Annotated in this window: 12 protein-coding genes; 4 read left to right on the plus strand and 8 right to left on the minus strand. The window is 73.2% G+C overall.

Annotation, left to right across the window (positions count from 1 at the left end):
- The first annotated feature begins 172 nt into the window (after positions 1-172).
- On the plus strand, positions 173-1,831 hold the full coding sequence (locus IE142_RS32695; RefSeq protein WP_191889112.1) for a protein kinase domain-containing protein: 1,659 nt from the start codon (positions 173-175) through the stop codon (positions 1,829-1,831).
- 97 nt (positions 1,832-1,928) lie between these two features.
- Here IE142_RS32695 and IE142_RS32700 read toward each other — a convergent pair whose 3' ends face one another.
- Complete coding sequence (locus tag IE142_RS32700; protein WP_100047474.1) at positions 1,929-2,468, minus strand: bacterial proteasome activator family protein; 540 nt, start codon at positions 2,466-2,468, stop codon at positions 1,929-1,931.
- A 200-nt stretch (positions 2,469-2,668) separates the two neighbouring features.
- Between IE142_RS32700 and IE142_RS32705 the strand changes: the two genes are divergently transcribed.
- Positions 2,669-3,469, plus strand: coding sequence for a hypothetical protein (locus tag IE142_RS32705; RefSeq protein WP_191889088.1), 801 nt, complete (start codon positions 2,669-2,671; stop codon positions 3,467-3,469).
- 10 nt (positions 3,470-3,479) lie between these two features.
- Here the strand turns inward: IE142_RS32705 and IE142_RS32710 are convergent, their stop codons facing one another.
- Entirely contained in the window at positions 3,480-4,460 is a 981-nt protein-coding gene (locus tag IE142_RS32710) for an NAD(P)H-quinone oxidoreductase (RefSeq protein ID WP_191889089.1), read from the minus strand.
- A 371-nt stretch (positions 4,461-4,831) separates the two neighbouring features.
- Between IE142_RS32710 and IE142_RS32715 the strand changes: the two genes are divergently transcribed.
- Positions 4,832-5,866 (plus strand): ATP-binding cassette domain-containing protein, encoded by a 1,035-nt coding sequence (locus IE142_RS32715; protein ID WP_191889090.1) that lies wholly within the window; start codon positions 4,832-4,834, stop codon positions 5,864-5,866.
- A complete protein-coding gene (locus tag IE142_RS32720; protein WP_191889091.1) occupies positions 5,863-6,711 on the plus strand; it encodes an ABC transporter permease in 849 nt (282 codons plus the stop codon). Before IE142_RS32715 ends, IE142_RS32720 begins: the two co-directional genes overlap by 4 nt.
- A gap of 69 nt (positions 6,712-6,780) precedes the next feature.
- Here IE142_RS32720 and IE142_RS32725 read toward each other — a convergent pair whose 3' ends face one another.
- From IE142_RS32725 to pdhA, 6 genes are all read right to left on the minus strand, one after another.
- Positions 6,781-7,878 carry a potassium channel family protein gene (locus IE142_RS32725; protein WP_043371383.1) on the minus strand — a complete coding sequence of 366 codons (1,098 nt, stop codon included), beginning with the start codon at positions 7,876-7,878 and terminating at the stop codon, positions 6,781-6,783.
- The gene (locus IE142_RS32730) at positions 7,875-9,293 is read right to left on the minus strand and encodes a molybdopterin molybdotransferase MoeA (protein ID WP_191889092.1); all 1,419 of its coding nucleotides are present in this window, start codon (positions 9,291-9,293) and stop codon (positions 7,875-7,877) included. The genes IE142_RS32725 and IE142_RS32730 overlap by 4 nt, the downstream gene beginning before the upstream one ends.
- On the minus strand, positions 9,293-10,288 hold the full coding sequence (locus IE142_RS32735; protein WP_191889093.1) for an NTP transferase domain-containing protein: 996 nt from the start codon (positions 10,286-10,288) through the stop codon (positions 9,293-9,295). Before IE142_RS32735 ends, IE142_RS32730 begins: the two co-directional genes overlap by 1 nt.
- Before the next feature lie 101 nt (positions 10,289-10,389).
- A complete protein-coding gene (locus IE142_RS32740; RefSeq protein ID WP_191889094.1) occupies positions 10,390-11,841 on the minus strand; it encodes a dihydrolipoamide acetyltransferase family protein in 1,452 nt (483 codons plus the stop codon).
- Positions 11,841-12,845 carry an alpha-ketoacid dehydrogenase subunit beta gene (locus tag IE142_RS32745; RefSeq protein ID WP_043376770.1) on the minus strand — a complete coding sequence of 335 codons (1,005 nt, stop codon included), beginning with the start codon at positions 12,843-12,845 and terminating at the stop codon, positions 11,841-11,843. Before IE142_RS32745 ends, IE142_RS32740 begins: the two co-directional genes overlap by 1 nt.
- Positions 12,842-14,017, minus strand: coding sequence for a pyruvate dehydrogenase (acetyl-transferring) E1 component subunit alpha (gene pdhA / locus IE142_RS32750; RefSeq protein WP_191889095.1), 1,176 nt, complete (start codon positions 14,015-14,017; stop codon positions 12,842-12,844). The genes IE142_RS32745 and pdhA overlap by 4 nt, the downstream gene beginning before the upstream one ends.
- Positions 14,018-14,135: the final 118 nt, after the last annotated feature.

Raw genomic sequence — 14,135 nt, forward strand, 5'->3', positions numbered from 1 at the left:
TAGTACGCCGGCTGTAACGCTTCCGCGACGCTTCTTTCGCGTACGGTCACGGAACGGGCACCGCGCTTGACGTGTCGGTGCCCTGGGGCAGACTTGGCCGGGAATAGCACTTTCGATCACGAGCGTGCGTGCCGCCGCCAACGGCGCCGACGCCTATGGGGGACGCGAACACATGAGCCAGGACGCCGGACAGGGCCGGTATGCGGGGCGCGCGCTCGCCGGCGGCCGCTACCAGCTGCGCGACTTGCTCGGCGAGGGCGGCATGGCCTCGGTGCACCTGGCGTACGACTCGGTGCTGGACCGGCAGGTCGCGATCAAGACACTCCACACCGAGCTGGGCCGGGAGCAGGCCTTCCGCGAGCGCTTCCGCCGCGAGGCCCAGGCAGTGGCCAAGCTCACGCACACCAACATCGTCTCCGTCTTCGACACCGGCGAGGACGACCTGGGCGGCATGACGACGCCGTACATCGTCATGGAGTACGTCGAGGGCCGGCCGCTCGGCTCGGTGCTCGACGAGGACGTCCGGCAGCAGGGCGCCATGCCCGCCGACAAGGCGCTGAAGATCACCGCGGACGTGCTGGCGGCGCTGGAGATCAGCCACGAGATGGGCCTGGTCCACCGGGACATCAAGCCGGGCAACGTGATGATGACCAAGCGCGGCGTGGTCAAGGTGATGGACTTCGGCATCGCCCGCGCCATGCAGTCCGGCGTGACGTCCATGACGCAGACCGGCATGGTGGTCGGCACCCCGCAGTACCTCTCGCCCGAGCAGGCCCTCGGCCGCGGCGTGGACGCCCGATCCGACCTGTACTCGGTCGGCATCATGCTGTTCCAACTGGTCACCGGGCGTCTGCCGTTCGACGCGGACTCGCCGCTGGCCATCGCGTACGCGCACGTGCAGGAGGAGCCGGTGGCTCCTTCGTCGGTCAACCGCTCGCTGCCGCCGGCCGTGGACGCGCTGGTGGCCCGCGCGCTGAAGAAGAACCCCAACGAGCGCTTCCCCAGCGCCGAGGCCATGCGCGACGAGTGCCTGCGGGTGGCGGCCTCCTGCCAGGCGGCTCCGCCGAGCATCGTGCCCGGCGCGCAGACGTCCAGCGGCGCGGGCGTCGGCTCCGCGGTGTTCCCGCCGGTCGACCAGAGCGCCCCGGCGCCCACCGGACCGGTCCAGACGCCGTACCAGCCGACCCCGACCCCCAACCCGTACGGCACGCCGACCCCCGCGCCCTCTCCGGCGTACGGCTATCCGCAGCAGGGCGGCTACCCGACGCCGGCCGCGTCGCCGTACGCGCCGCAGCACCCGCAGCCGCAGGGCACGCAGACGCCGCCGCCGTACAACCTCACCCCCTCCGCCCCGGCGCCCGGCTCCGGAGGCGGCCGCAAGGGCAACAGGATGGTGATCATCGGTTCGATCGTGGTCGCCCTCCTGGTCGTCGGCGGCCTGATCGGCGCGCTGACCATGGACGACGGCGGGGAGGACGCCAAGGGCGGGGACACCACCGCCAGCGGGTCCCCGTCGCCGTCGAAGGCGGAGGGCTACCGCGGGCCGGACACGACGAAGACGATCGAGAAGGACGAGTGCACGGAGCCTGAGGAGTCGTACAACGACCCCGATCAGATCAAGGTGCCGGACTTCACCTTCAAGTACATCGGCTCGGTCAAGGAGTGCTTCCAGGCCGCCGGCTGGTCGATGGAGGTCGTCGAGGTCGACGAGAACACCTACGGCGAGGGCTCGGTACGGGACCAGTTCCCCACGCCCGGCACGGACGTCGACCCCGAGAAGATGCCGACGATCCAGCTCAAGGTGTCGACGGGCAACCCGCCGTCCTCCTGATCACCCGAGACAGGGCGAAGGGCCCGGCGGCCGGTGCCGCCGGGCCCTTCGTGTCGGTCCTGTGGGTCGTGGCGTTCAGGTGCGCGTGGGCCGGGTTCTACAGGTAGGGGCCGCCGGAGCGGCCGCCCGGGTGCGGCTCCTCGCCCTCCTGGCCCACGCCCGGCGGCAGCGCCCGGCGCATCTGCTCCAGCTGGGCCCGCGCGGCCATCTGCTGGGCGAACAGCGTGGTCTGGATGCCGTGGAACAGGCCCTCCAGCCAGCCGACCAGCTGTGCCTGGGCGATCCGCAGCTCCGCGTCGGTCGGGGTCGCGTCGTCCGTGAAGGGCAGGGAGAGCCGTTCCAGCTCCTCGACCAGCTCGGGGGCCAGGCCGTCCTCCAGCTCCTTCACCGAACTGGCGTGGATCTCCTTGAGCCGGGCCCGGCTCGCCTCGTCCAGGGGCGCGACACGCACCTCCTCCAGCAGCTGCTTGATCATGCTGCCGATCCGCATGACCTTGGCAGGCTGCTCCACCTGCTCGGTCACCGGAATCTCACGGGAGTCGTCGTCTCCCCCGCCGCCGCTGAGCGCCATTCCGTCCTGGCCGACGACCAGGATCTGGGGGTTCTCCGGCGACCTGTCGTTCCTCGGCATCTCCATGCCGCCATTCTCTCGTACCCGTACGCCTCGACAGGGTGGTGCCCCCGCCGGGCGTTGATCCACCACACCCTGGCGCACCGATCCACCACTTTCGGCGGTGTCCGGAATGCCGGGAGGGCCGAGCGATGTGAGGCTTGTTCCGTCGATTTCCGCGACTGGCGATTACTGCGACCGGTCATCACCGGGAGGGGATCACGGGCGTGACTCCATGGCTGCGCACCCTGCGAGCGACGGGGCTGGTGGGCGTACTGGGGGTGGGGGCGCTGCTGTCGCCGCCCGGGGCCGGACCGGCTTACGGCGCCGGGTCCGCGATGGTGGGAGCCGCCGTGGCGCCGGCTCCTCCGGTGCCGGACGCCGCCTGGGGGCGGGCTTCCGAGCCGGACGGGTCCGAGGGGCACGACGGGGCCGAAGGGCACGACGGGTCCGAAGGGCACGACGGTGACGGACCCAGGGATGAAGGACCCAGGGACGATGGGTCCGGGGGCCACGCGCGTCCCCCTGGGCAGAACGGTCACGACGGCCCCGGGGGTCCGGACGCCGGGGCCGCCGACGAGACCCGGCCCGGCGGCCGGCCGACTACGGGCCCGGCGGGCAGCGCGGCGCGCGGTTCCGCGTCGCCCTCTCCCTCGTCCTCGGCGTCCGACGCCGCCTCGGCCGCCGCGGAGCCGTCCCGGGCGGGGAGCCGGCCGGGTGAGGGACGGCAGCGGCCCGGGCGGCCCGCGGAACCGGAACCGGAACCGGAGCGGGACGACGCGGACGAGAGCACGCGCCACCCCGCGGAGGACGAGGACGGGGGCCCGGCCGACGACGCGGCCGTCGCCGTCCCGTCCGGCGAGGCCGCCCCGGCCTCCTCCGCGGCCCCGTCCCGTGGGCGGACCGGTACGCACGCCGAGCAGGCCGCCGGGAACGCACCGCAGGTCCTGCCCCTGGGCGCCGGGCTGGTCCTGGTCGGCCTGGGGCTGGCCCTGGCCTTCGTCGGCCTGCGCCTGCGGCGCGGCTGAGCCGCAGACGCTACGAGGTGACCAACAGGACCTTTCCGATGTGGCCGCTCTCCTCCACGACCCGGTGGGCTTCGGGGGCGTCGCTCATCGGCAGCTCGCGGTCGACGACCGGGCGGACGTGACAGCCGGCCAGCAGCGGCCAGACGTGTTCGCGGACGGCCGCGACGATGGCCGCCTTCTCCTCCGGGGGACGGGCGCGCAGCGAGGTCGCGCTGACGGCCGCGCGCTTGGCGAGGAGGGCGCCGATGTTCAGTTCGCCCTTCCGGCCGCCCTGCATGCCGATGATCGCGAGCCGGCCGTTGACGGCGAGCGCCTGGACGTTGCGGTCCAGGTACTTGGCGCCCATGTTGTCGAGGATGACGTCGGCGCCCGCGCCACCGGTGGCGTCCTTCACCTCGGCGACGAAGTCCTGCTCCCGGTAGTTGATCAGGATGTCGGCGCCCAGTTCGGCGCAGCGCTCCAGCTTCTCCTCGGTGCCCGCCGTCACGGCGACCTTCGCGCCGACGGCCTTGGCCAGCTGGATCGCCATGGTGCCGATTCCGCTCGAGCCGCCGTGCACCAGCAGCGTCTCCCCCGGGCGGAGGTGGGCCACCATGAAGACGTTCGACCAGACGGTGCAGACCACCTCGGGCAGCGCCGCCGCCTCCTTGAGACCGACGCCCTCCGGCACCGGCAGCAGCTGGCCTGCCGGGACGGCGACCTTCTCGGCGTAACCGCCGCCCGCGAGCAGCGCGCACACCTCGTCGCCGACGGACCAGCCGGACACGCCGGGACCGAGGGCGGCGACGCGCCCGGAACACTCCAGGCCGGGGTAGGGGGAGGCGCCCGGCGGGGGGTCGTAGAAGCCCTGGCGCTGCATGATGTCGGCGCGGTTGACGGCACTGGCCGTCACCTCGACCAGGACCTCGCCCTCGCCGGGCACCGGATCGGGGACCTCGGCCCAGGTCAGCGCCTCGGGGCCTCCGGGTTCGGAAATCGTGATCGCATGCATGAGGGCGACGCTACTCCCCGGTTCCGGACCGGGCCCCCACCCGGGCCCGGGTCGCGGGTCGTCGGGTTCCGGGACACCGGTCACGGGCCGGGGCACGGCTTTCGGGTGCGGGTCGCAGGGTCCGGGCCCGGGTGCAGGGCGCGGGCCCGGGTGCCGGTGGCGGGGCCAGGCCCGGGTATCGGCCTTCCGTCCCGGACGTTCTCCGCCTCACGTCCGGGGCGCCCTGGGACTTTGGGACCGTTCGCCCGAAAACCTCGTGCGCGACCGATGAGTTTGCGCGAGGGTAAAGGTCTCCCCATGCGTAGCCCGAGAACGCGCAGAGGGTGCGGCGCAGGAGCGCGTAGCCGAAGAACGCGGAAGGACCACGGAGCATGAGCACGCACACGTCCGGACTCGCGATCGAGACCGCGGGGCTGGTGAAGACGTTCGGTGAGACCCGGGCCGTGGACGGCGTCGATCTCGCGGTGCCCGCCGGCACGGTCTACGGCGTCCTCGGGCCGAACGGCGCCGGCAAGACAACCACGGTGAAGATGCTCGCCACCCTGCTGCGGCCGGACGGCGGCCAGGCCCACGTCTTCGGTCACGACGTCGTGCGCGAGGCGGACGAGGTGCGCAGCCGGGTGAGCCTCACCGGGCAGTACGCGTCCGTCGACGAGGACCTCACGGGCACCGAGAACCTGGTCCTGCTGGGCCGGCTCCTCGGACACGGCAAGACGGCCGCGCGGCAGCGGGGCGAGCAGCTGCTGGAGGCCTTCGGGCTGACGGACGCGGCGGCCAAGCAGGTCAAGCACTACTCCGGCGGCATGCGGCGGCGCATCGACATCGCCGCCTCCATCCTCAACACGCCTGACCTGCTCTTCCTCGACGAGCCGACCACCGGCCTCGACCCGCGCAGCCGCAACCAGGTGTGGGACATCGTGCGCGCGGTCGTCGCCCAGGGCACGACCGTGCTGCTGACCACGCAGTACCTGGACGAGGCCGACCAGCTCGCCTCCCGGATCGCCGTCATCGACAAGGGCCGGGTGATCGCCGAGGGCACCAAGGGCGAGCTGAAGGCGTCCGTCGGGGCCGGCTCCGTGCATCTGCGGCTGCGGAACGCGGACCAGCGGCCCGAGGCCGAGCGGCTGCTGCGGGACCTGCTGACCGCCGAGGTGCAGCTGGAACCCGACCCGGTCGCGCTGACCGCGCGGCTCGCGGCGGCGGCGAGCGACACGGCCGCCGACCATGCCGCCAAGGCCCTCGGCGAGCTGGCCCGGGCCGGCATCACCGTCGACAGCTTCTCCCTGGGACAGCCCAGCCTCGACGAGGTCTTCCTGGCGCTGACCGGGCACGACACCGGCCAGGCCACCGGTGACGCCACCGGTACCGGACCCGACACGGACACGAAGGACGAGGTGGCGGCATGAGCACGGCCACGAGTACCGGGAGCAAGGAGCTCTCCGCGGTCAGCACCGAGTCGCTGGCCGCCCTGCTGGTCGCCAAGGAACGGCCGGCGCGGCCCAGCGCCCTGTCGACGTCGCTGACGTTCGGCTGGCGCGCGATCCTCAAGATCAAGCACGTGCCGGAGCAGCTCTTCGACGTCACCGCCTTCCCGATCATGAACCTGCTGATGTTCACGTACCTCTTCGGCGGTGCACTGGCGGGTTCGCCGAGCGACTACATCCAGTTCGTGCTGCCGGGCATCCTCGTGATGTCCGTCGTGATGATCACGATGTACACCGGGGTCTCGGTCAACATCGACATCGAGAAGGGCGTCTTCGACCGCTTCCGCTCGCTGCCCATCTGGCGGCCCTCGGCGATGATCGGCTACCTGCTCGGCGACGCGCTGCGCTACACGATCGCGTCCGTGGTCATGCTCGTCGTGGGGCTGGTCCTCGGCTACCGGCCGGACGGCGGCTTCGGCGGTGCGGTCGCCGGGATCGCGCTGCTGCTGCTGTTCTCGTTCGCGTTCTCGTGGATCTGGACGATGTTCGGGCTGATGCTGCGCACCGAGAAGTCGGTGATGAGCGTCAGCATGATGGTGATCTTCCCGCTCACCTTCCTGTCCAACGTCTTCGTCGACCCGAAGACCATGCCGGGCTGGCTGCAGGCGTTCGTCAACAACAGCCCGATCACCCACCTGGCGTCCTCGGTGCGCGGGCTGATGGCGGGCGAGTGGCCCGGCGGCGAGATCGCCTGGACACTGGGCTGGGCCGGCGCCCTCCTCCTCGTCTTCGGCCCCGTCACCATGCGGCTGTACAACCGCAAGTAACCCGGCCGTGACGACGTCGGCGCCCCGTGAGCCGTGCGGCTCTCGGGGCGCTCCGTTCGTTCGGTGCCGTCAGTCGCGGGGCAGCGGGCGGGCGTCCGGGGCCACGTGGGTCGCCGGGGTCGCCCGCACGATCGTGATCAGGCGGTCCGTCAACTGCAGCTCACCGACGGCCGGATCGTCGTAACCGAGCACCCGGTGTCCGCGCAGGACACTGACCACCAGGTCGCCCACCTCACGCGGTTTCCTGCCCGCCTCGGATTTTATGACCGGCCGTTCGATGAGGTCGAGTCCGCTGCCCTGGCTGATCAGGTCCTCCATCACCATGCCGGCGGCGGGGCTGAGCACCGAGAGGCCGAGCAGGCGGCCCGCGGCACTGGCACTGGTGATCACGGCGTCGGCGCCGGACTGCTTGAGCAGCGGCGCGTTCTCCTCCTCGCGGACCGCGACCACGATCTTCGCGCCGCGGTTGAGCTGCCGAGCCGTCAGCGTGACCAGCACGGCCGTGTCGTCGCGCTGGGTGGCGATGATGATCTGCTTCGCCCGGTACAACTCGGCCCGGTTCAGCACGTCGCTGCGCGTGGCGTCACCGACCACACCCGCGTAGCCGTGCGCCGTGGCGGCCTCGATGGCCTTTCCGCTGGGGTCGACCACCACGACCTGCTCCTTGCGCAGCCCGGTCGCGCAGACGGTCTGGATCGCCGACCGTCCCTTGGTACCGAAACCGACGACGACGGTGTGATCACGCAAGGTGGACCTCCAGCGGTTCAGGCGCCACTCCTCCCGAGTGCGCTCGGTGAGGGCTTCGAGGGTGGTGCCGACCAGGATGATCAGGAACAGCACGCGCAGGGGCGTGATGACGAAGATGTTGGTCAGCCGGGCGGCGTCACTGACGGGTGTGATGTCGCCGTAGCCCGTGGTGGAGAGGGTGACGGTGGCGTAGTAGAAGGCGTCGAGGAGGTCGACGGAACCGTCGGAGTTGTCGGTGTAGCCGTCGGCGTCGGCGTAGACGATGACGGCTGTCGCCAGCAGGACCACCAAGGCCAGGGACAGCCGTTTGCCGACCTGGCGGATCGGGTGCTCGACCAGCTTCCGCGGGAGTTTCACCCGATGGGTCACGAGGTGTTCGTCCGCCTGGCGGGCGATCGCGTCCTGGCCCGGAAGTTTCACGTGAAACACACTCCGATTCCGCCGGTGGTCCAGGGCAGGTCGAGCAGCTCGGCCTCCTGGCCGGGCCGCGCACCGCCCGGGGGTACGACGGCCAGGGCGTCGGCGGCAGCGATACCGCGCAGCATGGCCGGACCGTTGTAGCGCAGCGGCACGGCGCGGTCACCGCGCAGGACCACGGGGACGAGCCGGGTGTCGTGCGGGTGCCCGTGCACGGCGTCCCGCAGCTGCAGCGTGCAGGGCTCGGGTGCCGGGCGGGCTGCGAGGGTACGCAACAGCGGCTCGGCGAGGGTGAGCAGTCCGGAGACCGCGGCGAGGGGGTTGCCGGGGAGGCCGACGAGGTGCTGGTCGTCCTTGAGGCGGGCCAGCAGCATGGGGTGCCCGGGGCGCACCTTGACGCCGTCCACGAGCAGTTCGGCGCCGATGCGGGTCAGCACCGGGTGGACGTGGTCGACGGGGCCCGCAGCGGTTCCGCCGGTGGTGACCACCAGGTCGGCGTCGGAGGACGCGACGGCGCGGTGCAGGGCCTGCGCGTCGTCGCCGATCCGGCAGACCGCGCGGACCTCGGCGCCCAGGGCACGCAGCCAGGGCGGCAGCATCGGGCCGAGCGCGTCCCGGATGAGGCCGTCGTGCGGCAGTCCCGCGGTGAGCAGTTCGTCGCCGAGGACGAGGACATCGACGCGGGGGCGGGGGACCACGGTGAGGGTGTCGTACCCGGCGGCTGCCGCGAGGCCCAGTACGGCCGGGGTCACCAGGGTGCCCACGGGCAGCAGCTGATCACCACTGCGGCATTCCTGTCCACGGGGGCGAATGTCCTGGCCGTGGACGACCTTCCGGGTGGGGTGCAGACGGTTCCGCTCGTCGGTGCGGCCGTGCTCGGTGCGCAGGACCACGGTGGTCTCCGCTGGGATGCGGGCGCCGGTGGCGATGCGGGCGGCCTCTCCGTCTGTCAGCGGCGCGGGTGCCGCGTGTCCGGCCAGGACGCCTTCGTCGCGCACCGACCACGGGGCGGGGCCGGAGACGGCCCAGCCGTCCATCGCGGAGGTGTCGAACGGGGGCAGGTCGGTCAGGGCGGCCAGCGGCGCCGCCAGGGTGAGTCCGAGGGCCGCGTCGAGGGGCGCGGAGACGGGAGCGCGGCGGGCGGCACGGACGGCGGCGCGGGCCGCCCGCTCGGCGGTCGTCCGGGCCTCGGGCCAGAGGGTCGCGCGGTGGCGGGAGTCGCCGTGGCGGTGGGTGGCGCCTTGGTGGTTCGGGCCGCGGTGGTGACGAGCGTCGTCGTGGGATGAGGCGCCCGCGTGGGTTGCCCGTCCGTCGGGTGTGCCGGAGGGAGGACCGGGGTTCTCGTTCACGAGGGCCAGTGCCTCCTCGACGTCGAAGTCATCCGCTTTCTCGCCGGCCCGGGTGCCGGGGGAGGTCATCAGGCGTCCGGGCGGGTGTCGGGGGTGGCGTCGGGAGCCACGTCGGGCTTGCCCGCCGGGTTGCCGGCGGCCGGGGAGTCGGCGTCTGCGGTCTCCTCCGCCCAGCGCCGGGCGAGGGCGGCCGCCTTGCGGGCGGTCTCGGTCACGGCCTCGGGACCGCCCCCGGCCCGTCCTGCCGCGTAGCCGACGAGGAAGGTGGTCAGCGGGGCCGCGGGCCTGGCCACCCCATGGGCGGCGTCCCGGGCGAGGTCGAGCAGGAGGCCGGTGTCGACATCGAGGTCGATGCCCAACTCGTCCTTGGCTGCGGAGATCCATTCATCCAACACGTGACCATGCTCCCTGATGCGTGCCCTTGCGGTGGCGATGTCTTCCCAGGTGTCGCAGTCGAAGGAGGCGACGGCGTCGGGGACACGGGTGAGGCGGAGCGCGCCGGTCAGCCGGCGCAGGGGCAGCCCGGTGAGGTCCCCGCGGCCTGTCCCGCCTGCCCCGTCCCGGGTGAGCGCGGCCAGTTCGCGGCGGAGCGCGGAAGCGCGGTAGGCGGCGACGAGAGGCTGGTCGCGTCCGTCGGCGTCGGCGAGCAGCGCACCGTCGGCGTCACTCGCGGCCAGGGCCGACAGCAGGCGGCCGACGGTGGGCCCGGCCAGGAACGGGAGGTCGGCGGAGAGGACCACGACGTGCTCGGCCGTGGTGTGCCCGAGTCCGGCGGCGAGCGCGGCCAGGGGGCCGCCGCCGGGCGGGTCCTCGCGCGCCCAGGTCACCGGGCGCGCGGTGGGCCGTGGGGAGGCCACGACGACGGTGGTCCGCGCTCCGGCGCAGGCTGCGAGCACCCGGTCCAGGAGCGCGCGGCCGCCCACGCGCAGGCCGGGTTTGTCGGCACCGCCGAGCCGCCGGGCGGCCCCGCCCGCGAGCACGACGGCGTCGTACCCGGAGGGGTCCGGGTCCGGCGCGGGGTCGGTGCCGGCGCCGGGGGCGCCGGAAGCTTCATACGCGGTCACCCCCCGAGTATGCGTCCCGGCGCGATCACAGGGAACGCGGGGGAGCCCGCGCAATCAGAGTGTGCGCACCGACACCACTGCCGACCCCGCAGCCCCAACTGTCACAACGTCCGCAACAGCACCGCCGGCTGTTCCACGCAGTCCGCCACGTACCGCAGGAAACCGCCGGCCGTGCCGCCGTCGCACACCCGGTGATCGAAGGTCAGCGACAGCTGCACGACCTGACGCACCGCCAACTCGTCCTCGTGAACCCAGGGCTTGGGGGCTATGCGGCCGACACCGAGCATGGCCGCCTCGGGGTGGTTGACGATCGGCGTGGAGCCGTCGACCCCGAAGACTCCGTAGTTGTTCAACGTGAAGGTCCCGCCGGTCAGTTCGCCGGGGGTCAGACGACCCGCGCGGGCGGCTTCGGTCAGCCGGGCGAACTCCGCGGTCAGCCCCTCGGCGTCCCGCGCGTGCGCGTCCCGCACGACCGGCACGACCAGTCCCCGGTCCGTCTGCGCGGCGAAGCCGAGGTTGACGTGGTCGTACTGGACGACCTCACGGGCCTGGGTGTCGACCGTGGAGTTCAGCTCGGGGAAGCGGGCCAGGGCGGCCGTGCAGATCCGGGCCAGGAGGGCGACGAGGGAGATCTTCGGACCACCGGCCGCGTTCATCGCGGCCCGCGCCCGCATCAGCTCCGTCGCGTCCGCGTCCACCCAGCAGGTGGCGTCCGGGATCTCGCGCCGGCTGCGGGAGAGCTTGTCGGCGACGGCGCCGCGCACGCCCTTGAGCGGGGTGCGGACGCCGCCCGGCGACACCGTCGACGACACAGTGCCCACGGCGCCCGCGGCGGCGTCCTCCCGGACCGGCCCGGCCGGGTGCGGGCCGGCCTCCGGTGCCGCGGTACGGCCCCCCTGGGCCGCGGCGGCACGCAGGGCGTACTCCACGTCCGCCCGCAGGATCAGTCCGTCCGGCCCGGAGCCGGTCAGCTCGCGCAGATCCAGGTCGTGCTGCCGGGCGAGCCTGCGCACCAGCGGGGAGATCACGGGGACCGGCCCGTCCACCGGCTCGGCGGCACGCGCCCGGCCGTTGGACCGCCCGGACACCACCGCACCGGCCGCCCCGGCACCCGGCGCCACCCCGGACGCCCGTCGCTCCGGCCGTACCCGGCGCCGACGGGCGGGCGCCTCCGAGGTGCCGTAACCGACCAGGACGTTGCCCGAGCCCTCGGACGTCTTCTCCTCGCCGGTCTCCTCGGCCCGCGGCGCCCGCACCGCACCGCCACCGGTGCCCGGGTCCCCCGCCGGGCGGTGGCCGTCGGCCCCCTCGCCCACCGCCACCGTCAGCAGCGGCGCCCCGACCGGCAGCTCCGCGCCCTGCTCGCCGAAGCGGGCGGTGACCACGCCGCCATAGGGGCAGGGCACCTCGACCATCGCCTTGGCCGTCTCGACCTCGACGACCGGCTGGTCGACGGCGACGACGTCACCGACCTCGACCATCCAGCGCACGATCTCCGCCTCAGTGAGCCCCTCACCGAGGTCGGGGAGCTTGAACTCCAGCACCTGTGCCATCAGCTTTCGGCCTCCCACTGCAGTCGCCCCACGGCGTCCAGGATCCGGTCCACACCGGGCAGGTGGTGACGCTCCAGCATCGGCGGCGGGTACGGGATGTCGAACCCGGCGACGCGCAGCACCGGCGCCTCCAGGTGGTGGAAGCAGCGCTCCGTGACCCGGGCCGCGATCTCCCCGCCCGGGCCCCCGAAGGAACCCGACTCGTGGACGACGACCGCGCGTCCCGTCCGCCGCACCGAAGCGCACACCGTCTCGTCGTCGAACGGCACCAGGGAGCGCAGATCGACGACTTCGAGGTCCCAGCCCTCGGCCCGGCCCGCCTCGGCCGCCTCCATGCAGACGGCCAGCGACGGACCGTACGTGATGAGTGTGGCGCTCCGGCCGGGGCGCCGCACCACCGCGCGGCCTGTCGGTTCAACGGGCGTCGGCTCCTCGGGGTTCCAGGCGTCCTTCGACCAGTACAGGCGCTTGGGTTCGAGGAAGACCACCGGGTCGTCGGAGGCGATGGACTCGCGCAGCAGCCCGTAGGCGTCGGCGACGGTCGCGGGCGTGACGACATGGAGCCCCGGAGTCGCCATGTAGTACGCCTCGGACGAGTCGCTGTGGTGCTCGACACCGCCGATGCCGCCTCCGTAGGGGACGCGGATGGTGATCGGCAGGGGCGTCCTGCCGCGCGTGCGGTTGCGCATCTTGGTGACGTGGCTGACGACCTGCTCGAACGCCGGGTAGGCGAAGGCGTCGAACTGCATCTCCACGACCGGGCGCAGCCCGTACATCGCCATGCCGACGGCGGTGCCGAGGATGCCGGCCTCGGCGAGCGGGGTGTCCGTGCAGCGGTCCTCGCCGAACTCCTTCGCGAGGCCGTCGGTGACCCGGAAGACGCCGCCGAGGGTGCCCACGTCCTCGCCGAGGACGTGCACGCTCGGGTCGGCGGCCATGGCGTCGCGCAGGGCGCGGGTGAGGGCCTGCGCCATGGTGGCCGGCTTGACGGCGACCGTGGTCATCGGTGTCCCCCTTCGGTCGCCCCGGACGCGGAGCCGGTCCCGGCCTCCGCTTCCGCCTCCGCCGCCAGCTCCGCCCGCAGCATCTCCCGCTGCTCACGGAGCTGTGGCGTGGGCTCGGCGTAGACGTGGGCGAACAGGTCCATCGGGTCGAGCGGCGGGTCCTGGTTCATGCGGGCGCGCAGGTCGGCGGCCATGGCCTCGGCGTCCTCGCGGGCGGCCGCGATGCCTTCGTCGTCGAGCAGCCCCCGCTCGGTCAGCTCCCGCTCCAGCAGTTCGACCGGATCGTGCCGGCGCCAGGTCTCGACCTCGGCGTCGCCCCGGTAGCGCGTCGCGTCGTCCGCGTTGGTGTGGGCCTCCACGCGGTACGTGATCGCCTCGACCAGCGTGGGGCCGCCGCCCCCGCGCGCGTGCCGCACGGCGTCGGACAGGACCTGGTGCACGGCGGCGGCGTCGTTGCCGTCGACCAGGCGGCCGGGCATCCCGTAGCCGACGGCCTTGTGGGCCAGCGACGGTGCGGCGGTCTGCTTGGCGAGCGGGACGGAGATCGCGAAGCCGTTGTTCTGCACGAGGAAGACGACCGGCGCCTGCCAGACGGCGGCGAAGTTCAGCGCCTCGTGGAAGTCGCCCTCGCTGGTGCCGCCGTCACCGACCATGGCGAGGGCGACCACGTCGTCGCCCTTGAGCCGGGCGGCGTGCGCGAGGCCCACGGCGTGCGGCAGCTGGGTGGCGAGCGGGGTGGACAGGGGCGCGACCCGGTGCTCGTAGGGGTCGTAGCCGGTGTGCCAGTCGCCGCGCAGCAGGGTGAGCGCCTCGACGGGGTCGACGCCGCGGGCGACGACGGCGAGGGTGTCGCGGTAGCTGGGGAAGAGCCAGTCGCGCTCCTCGAGGGCCAGCGCGGCGGCGACCTCGCATGCCTCCTGGCCGGTGCTGGAGGGGTAGACGGCCAGTCGGCCCTGCTTGGTCAGCGCCGTGGCCTGCGCGTTGTAGCGGCGGCCGTGGACCAGTCGGGCGTACAGCGTGCGCAGCAGCTCGGGGTCGGTCTGCTCGGCGGCCTGCGTGCCGAGGACGCGGAACGGCTCCGCGTCGGGCAGCAGCGGCGCGGGGTCGGTTCGGGGCTGCCAGGCGGGCGGCGGTGTGGGCCGGTACGCGCCCCGCTGCTCCATGACCGTCATGACGGCACCTCCTCGTGGGAGCGGCTGTGGGCTCGCCACGGGCGTGACGGGCCTCACCTACCGATTGTTCGGTCGTCGGCACATTTTGGCTACAGGCGACCCCAGGCTGTGGACAAAC

It is taken from the genome of Streptomyces mutabilis (assembly GCF_014649815.1).
Lineage (GTDB): Bacteria > Actinomycetota > Actinomycetes > Streptomycetales > Streptomycetaceae > Streptomyces > Streptomyces mutabilis.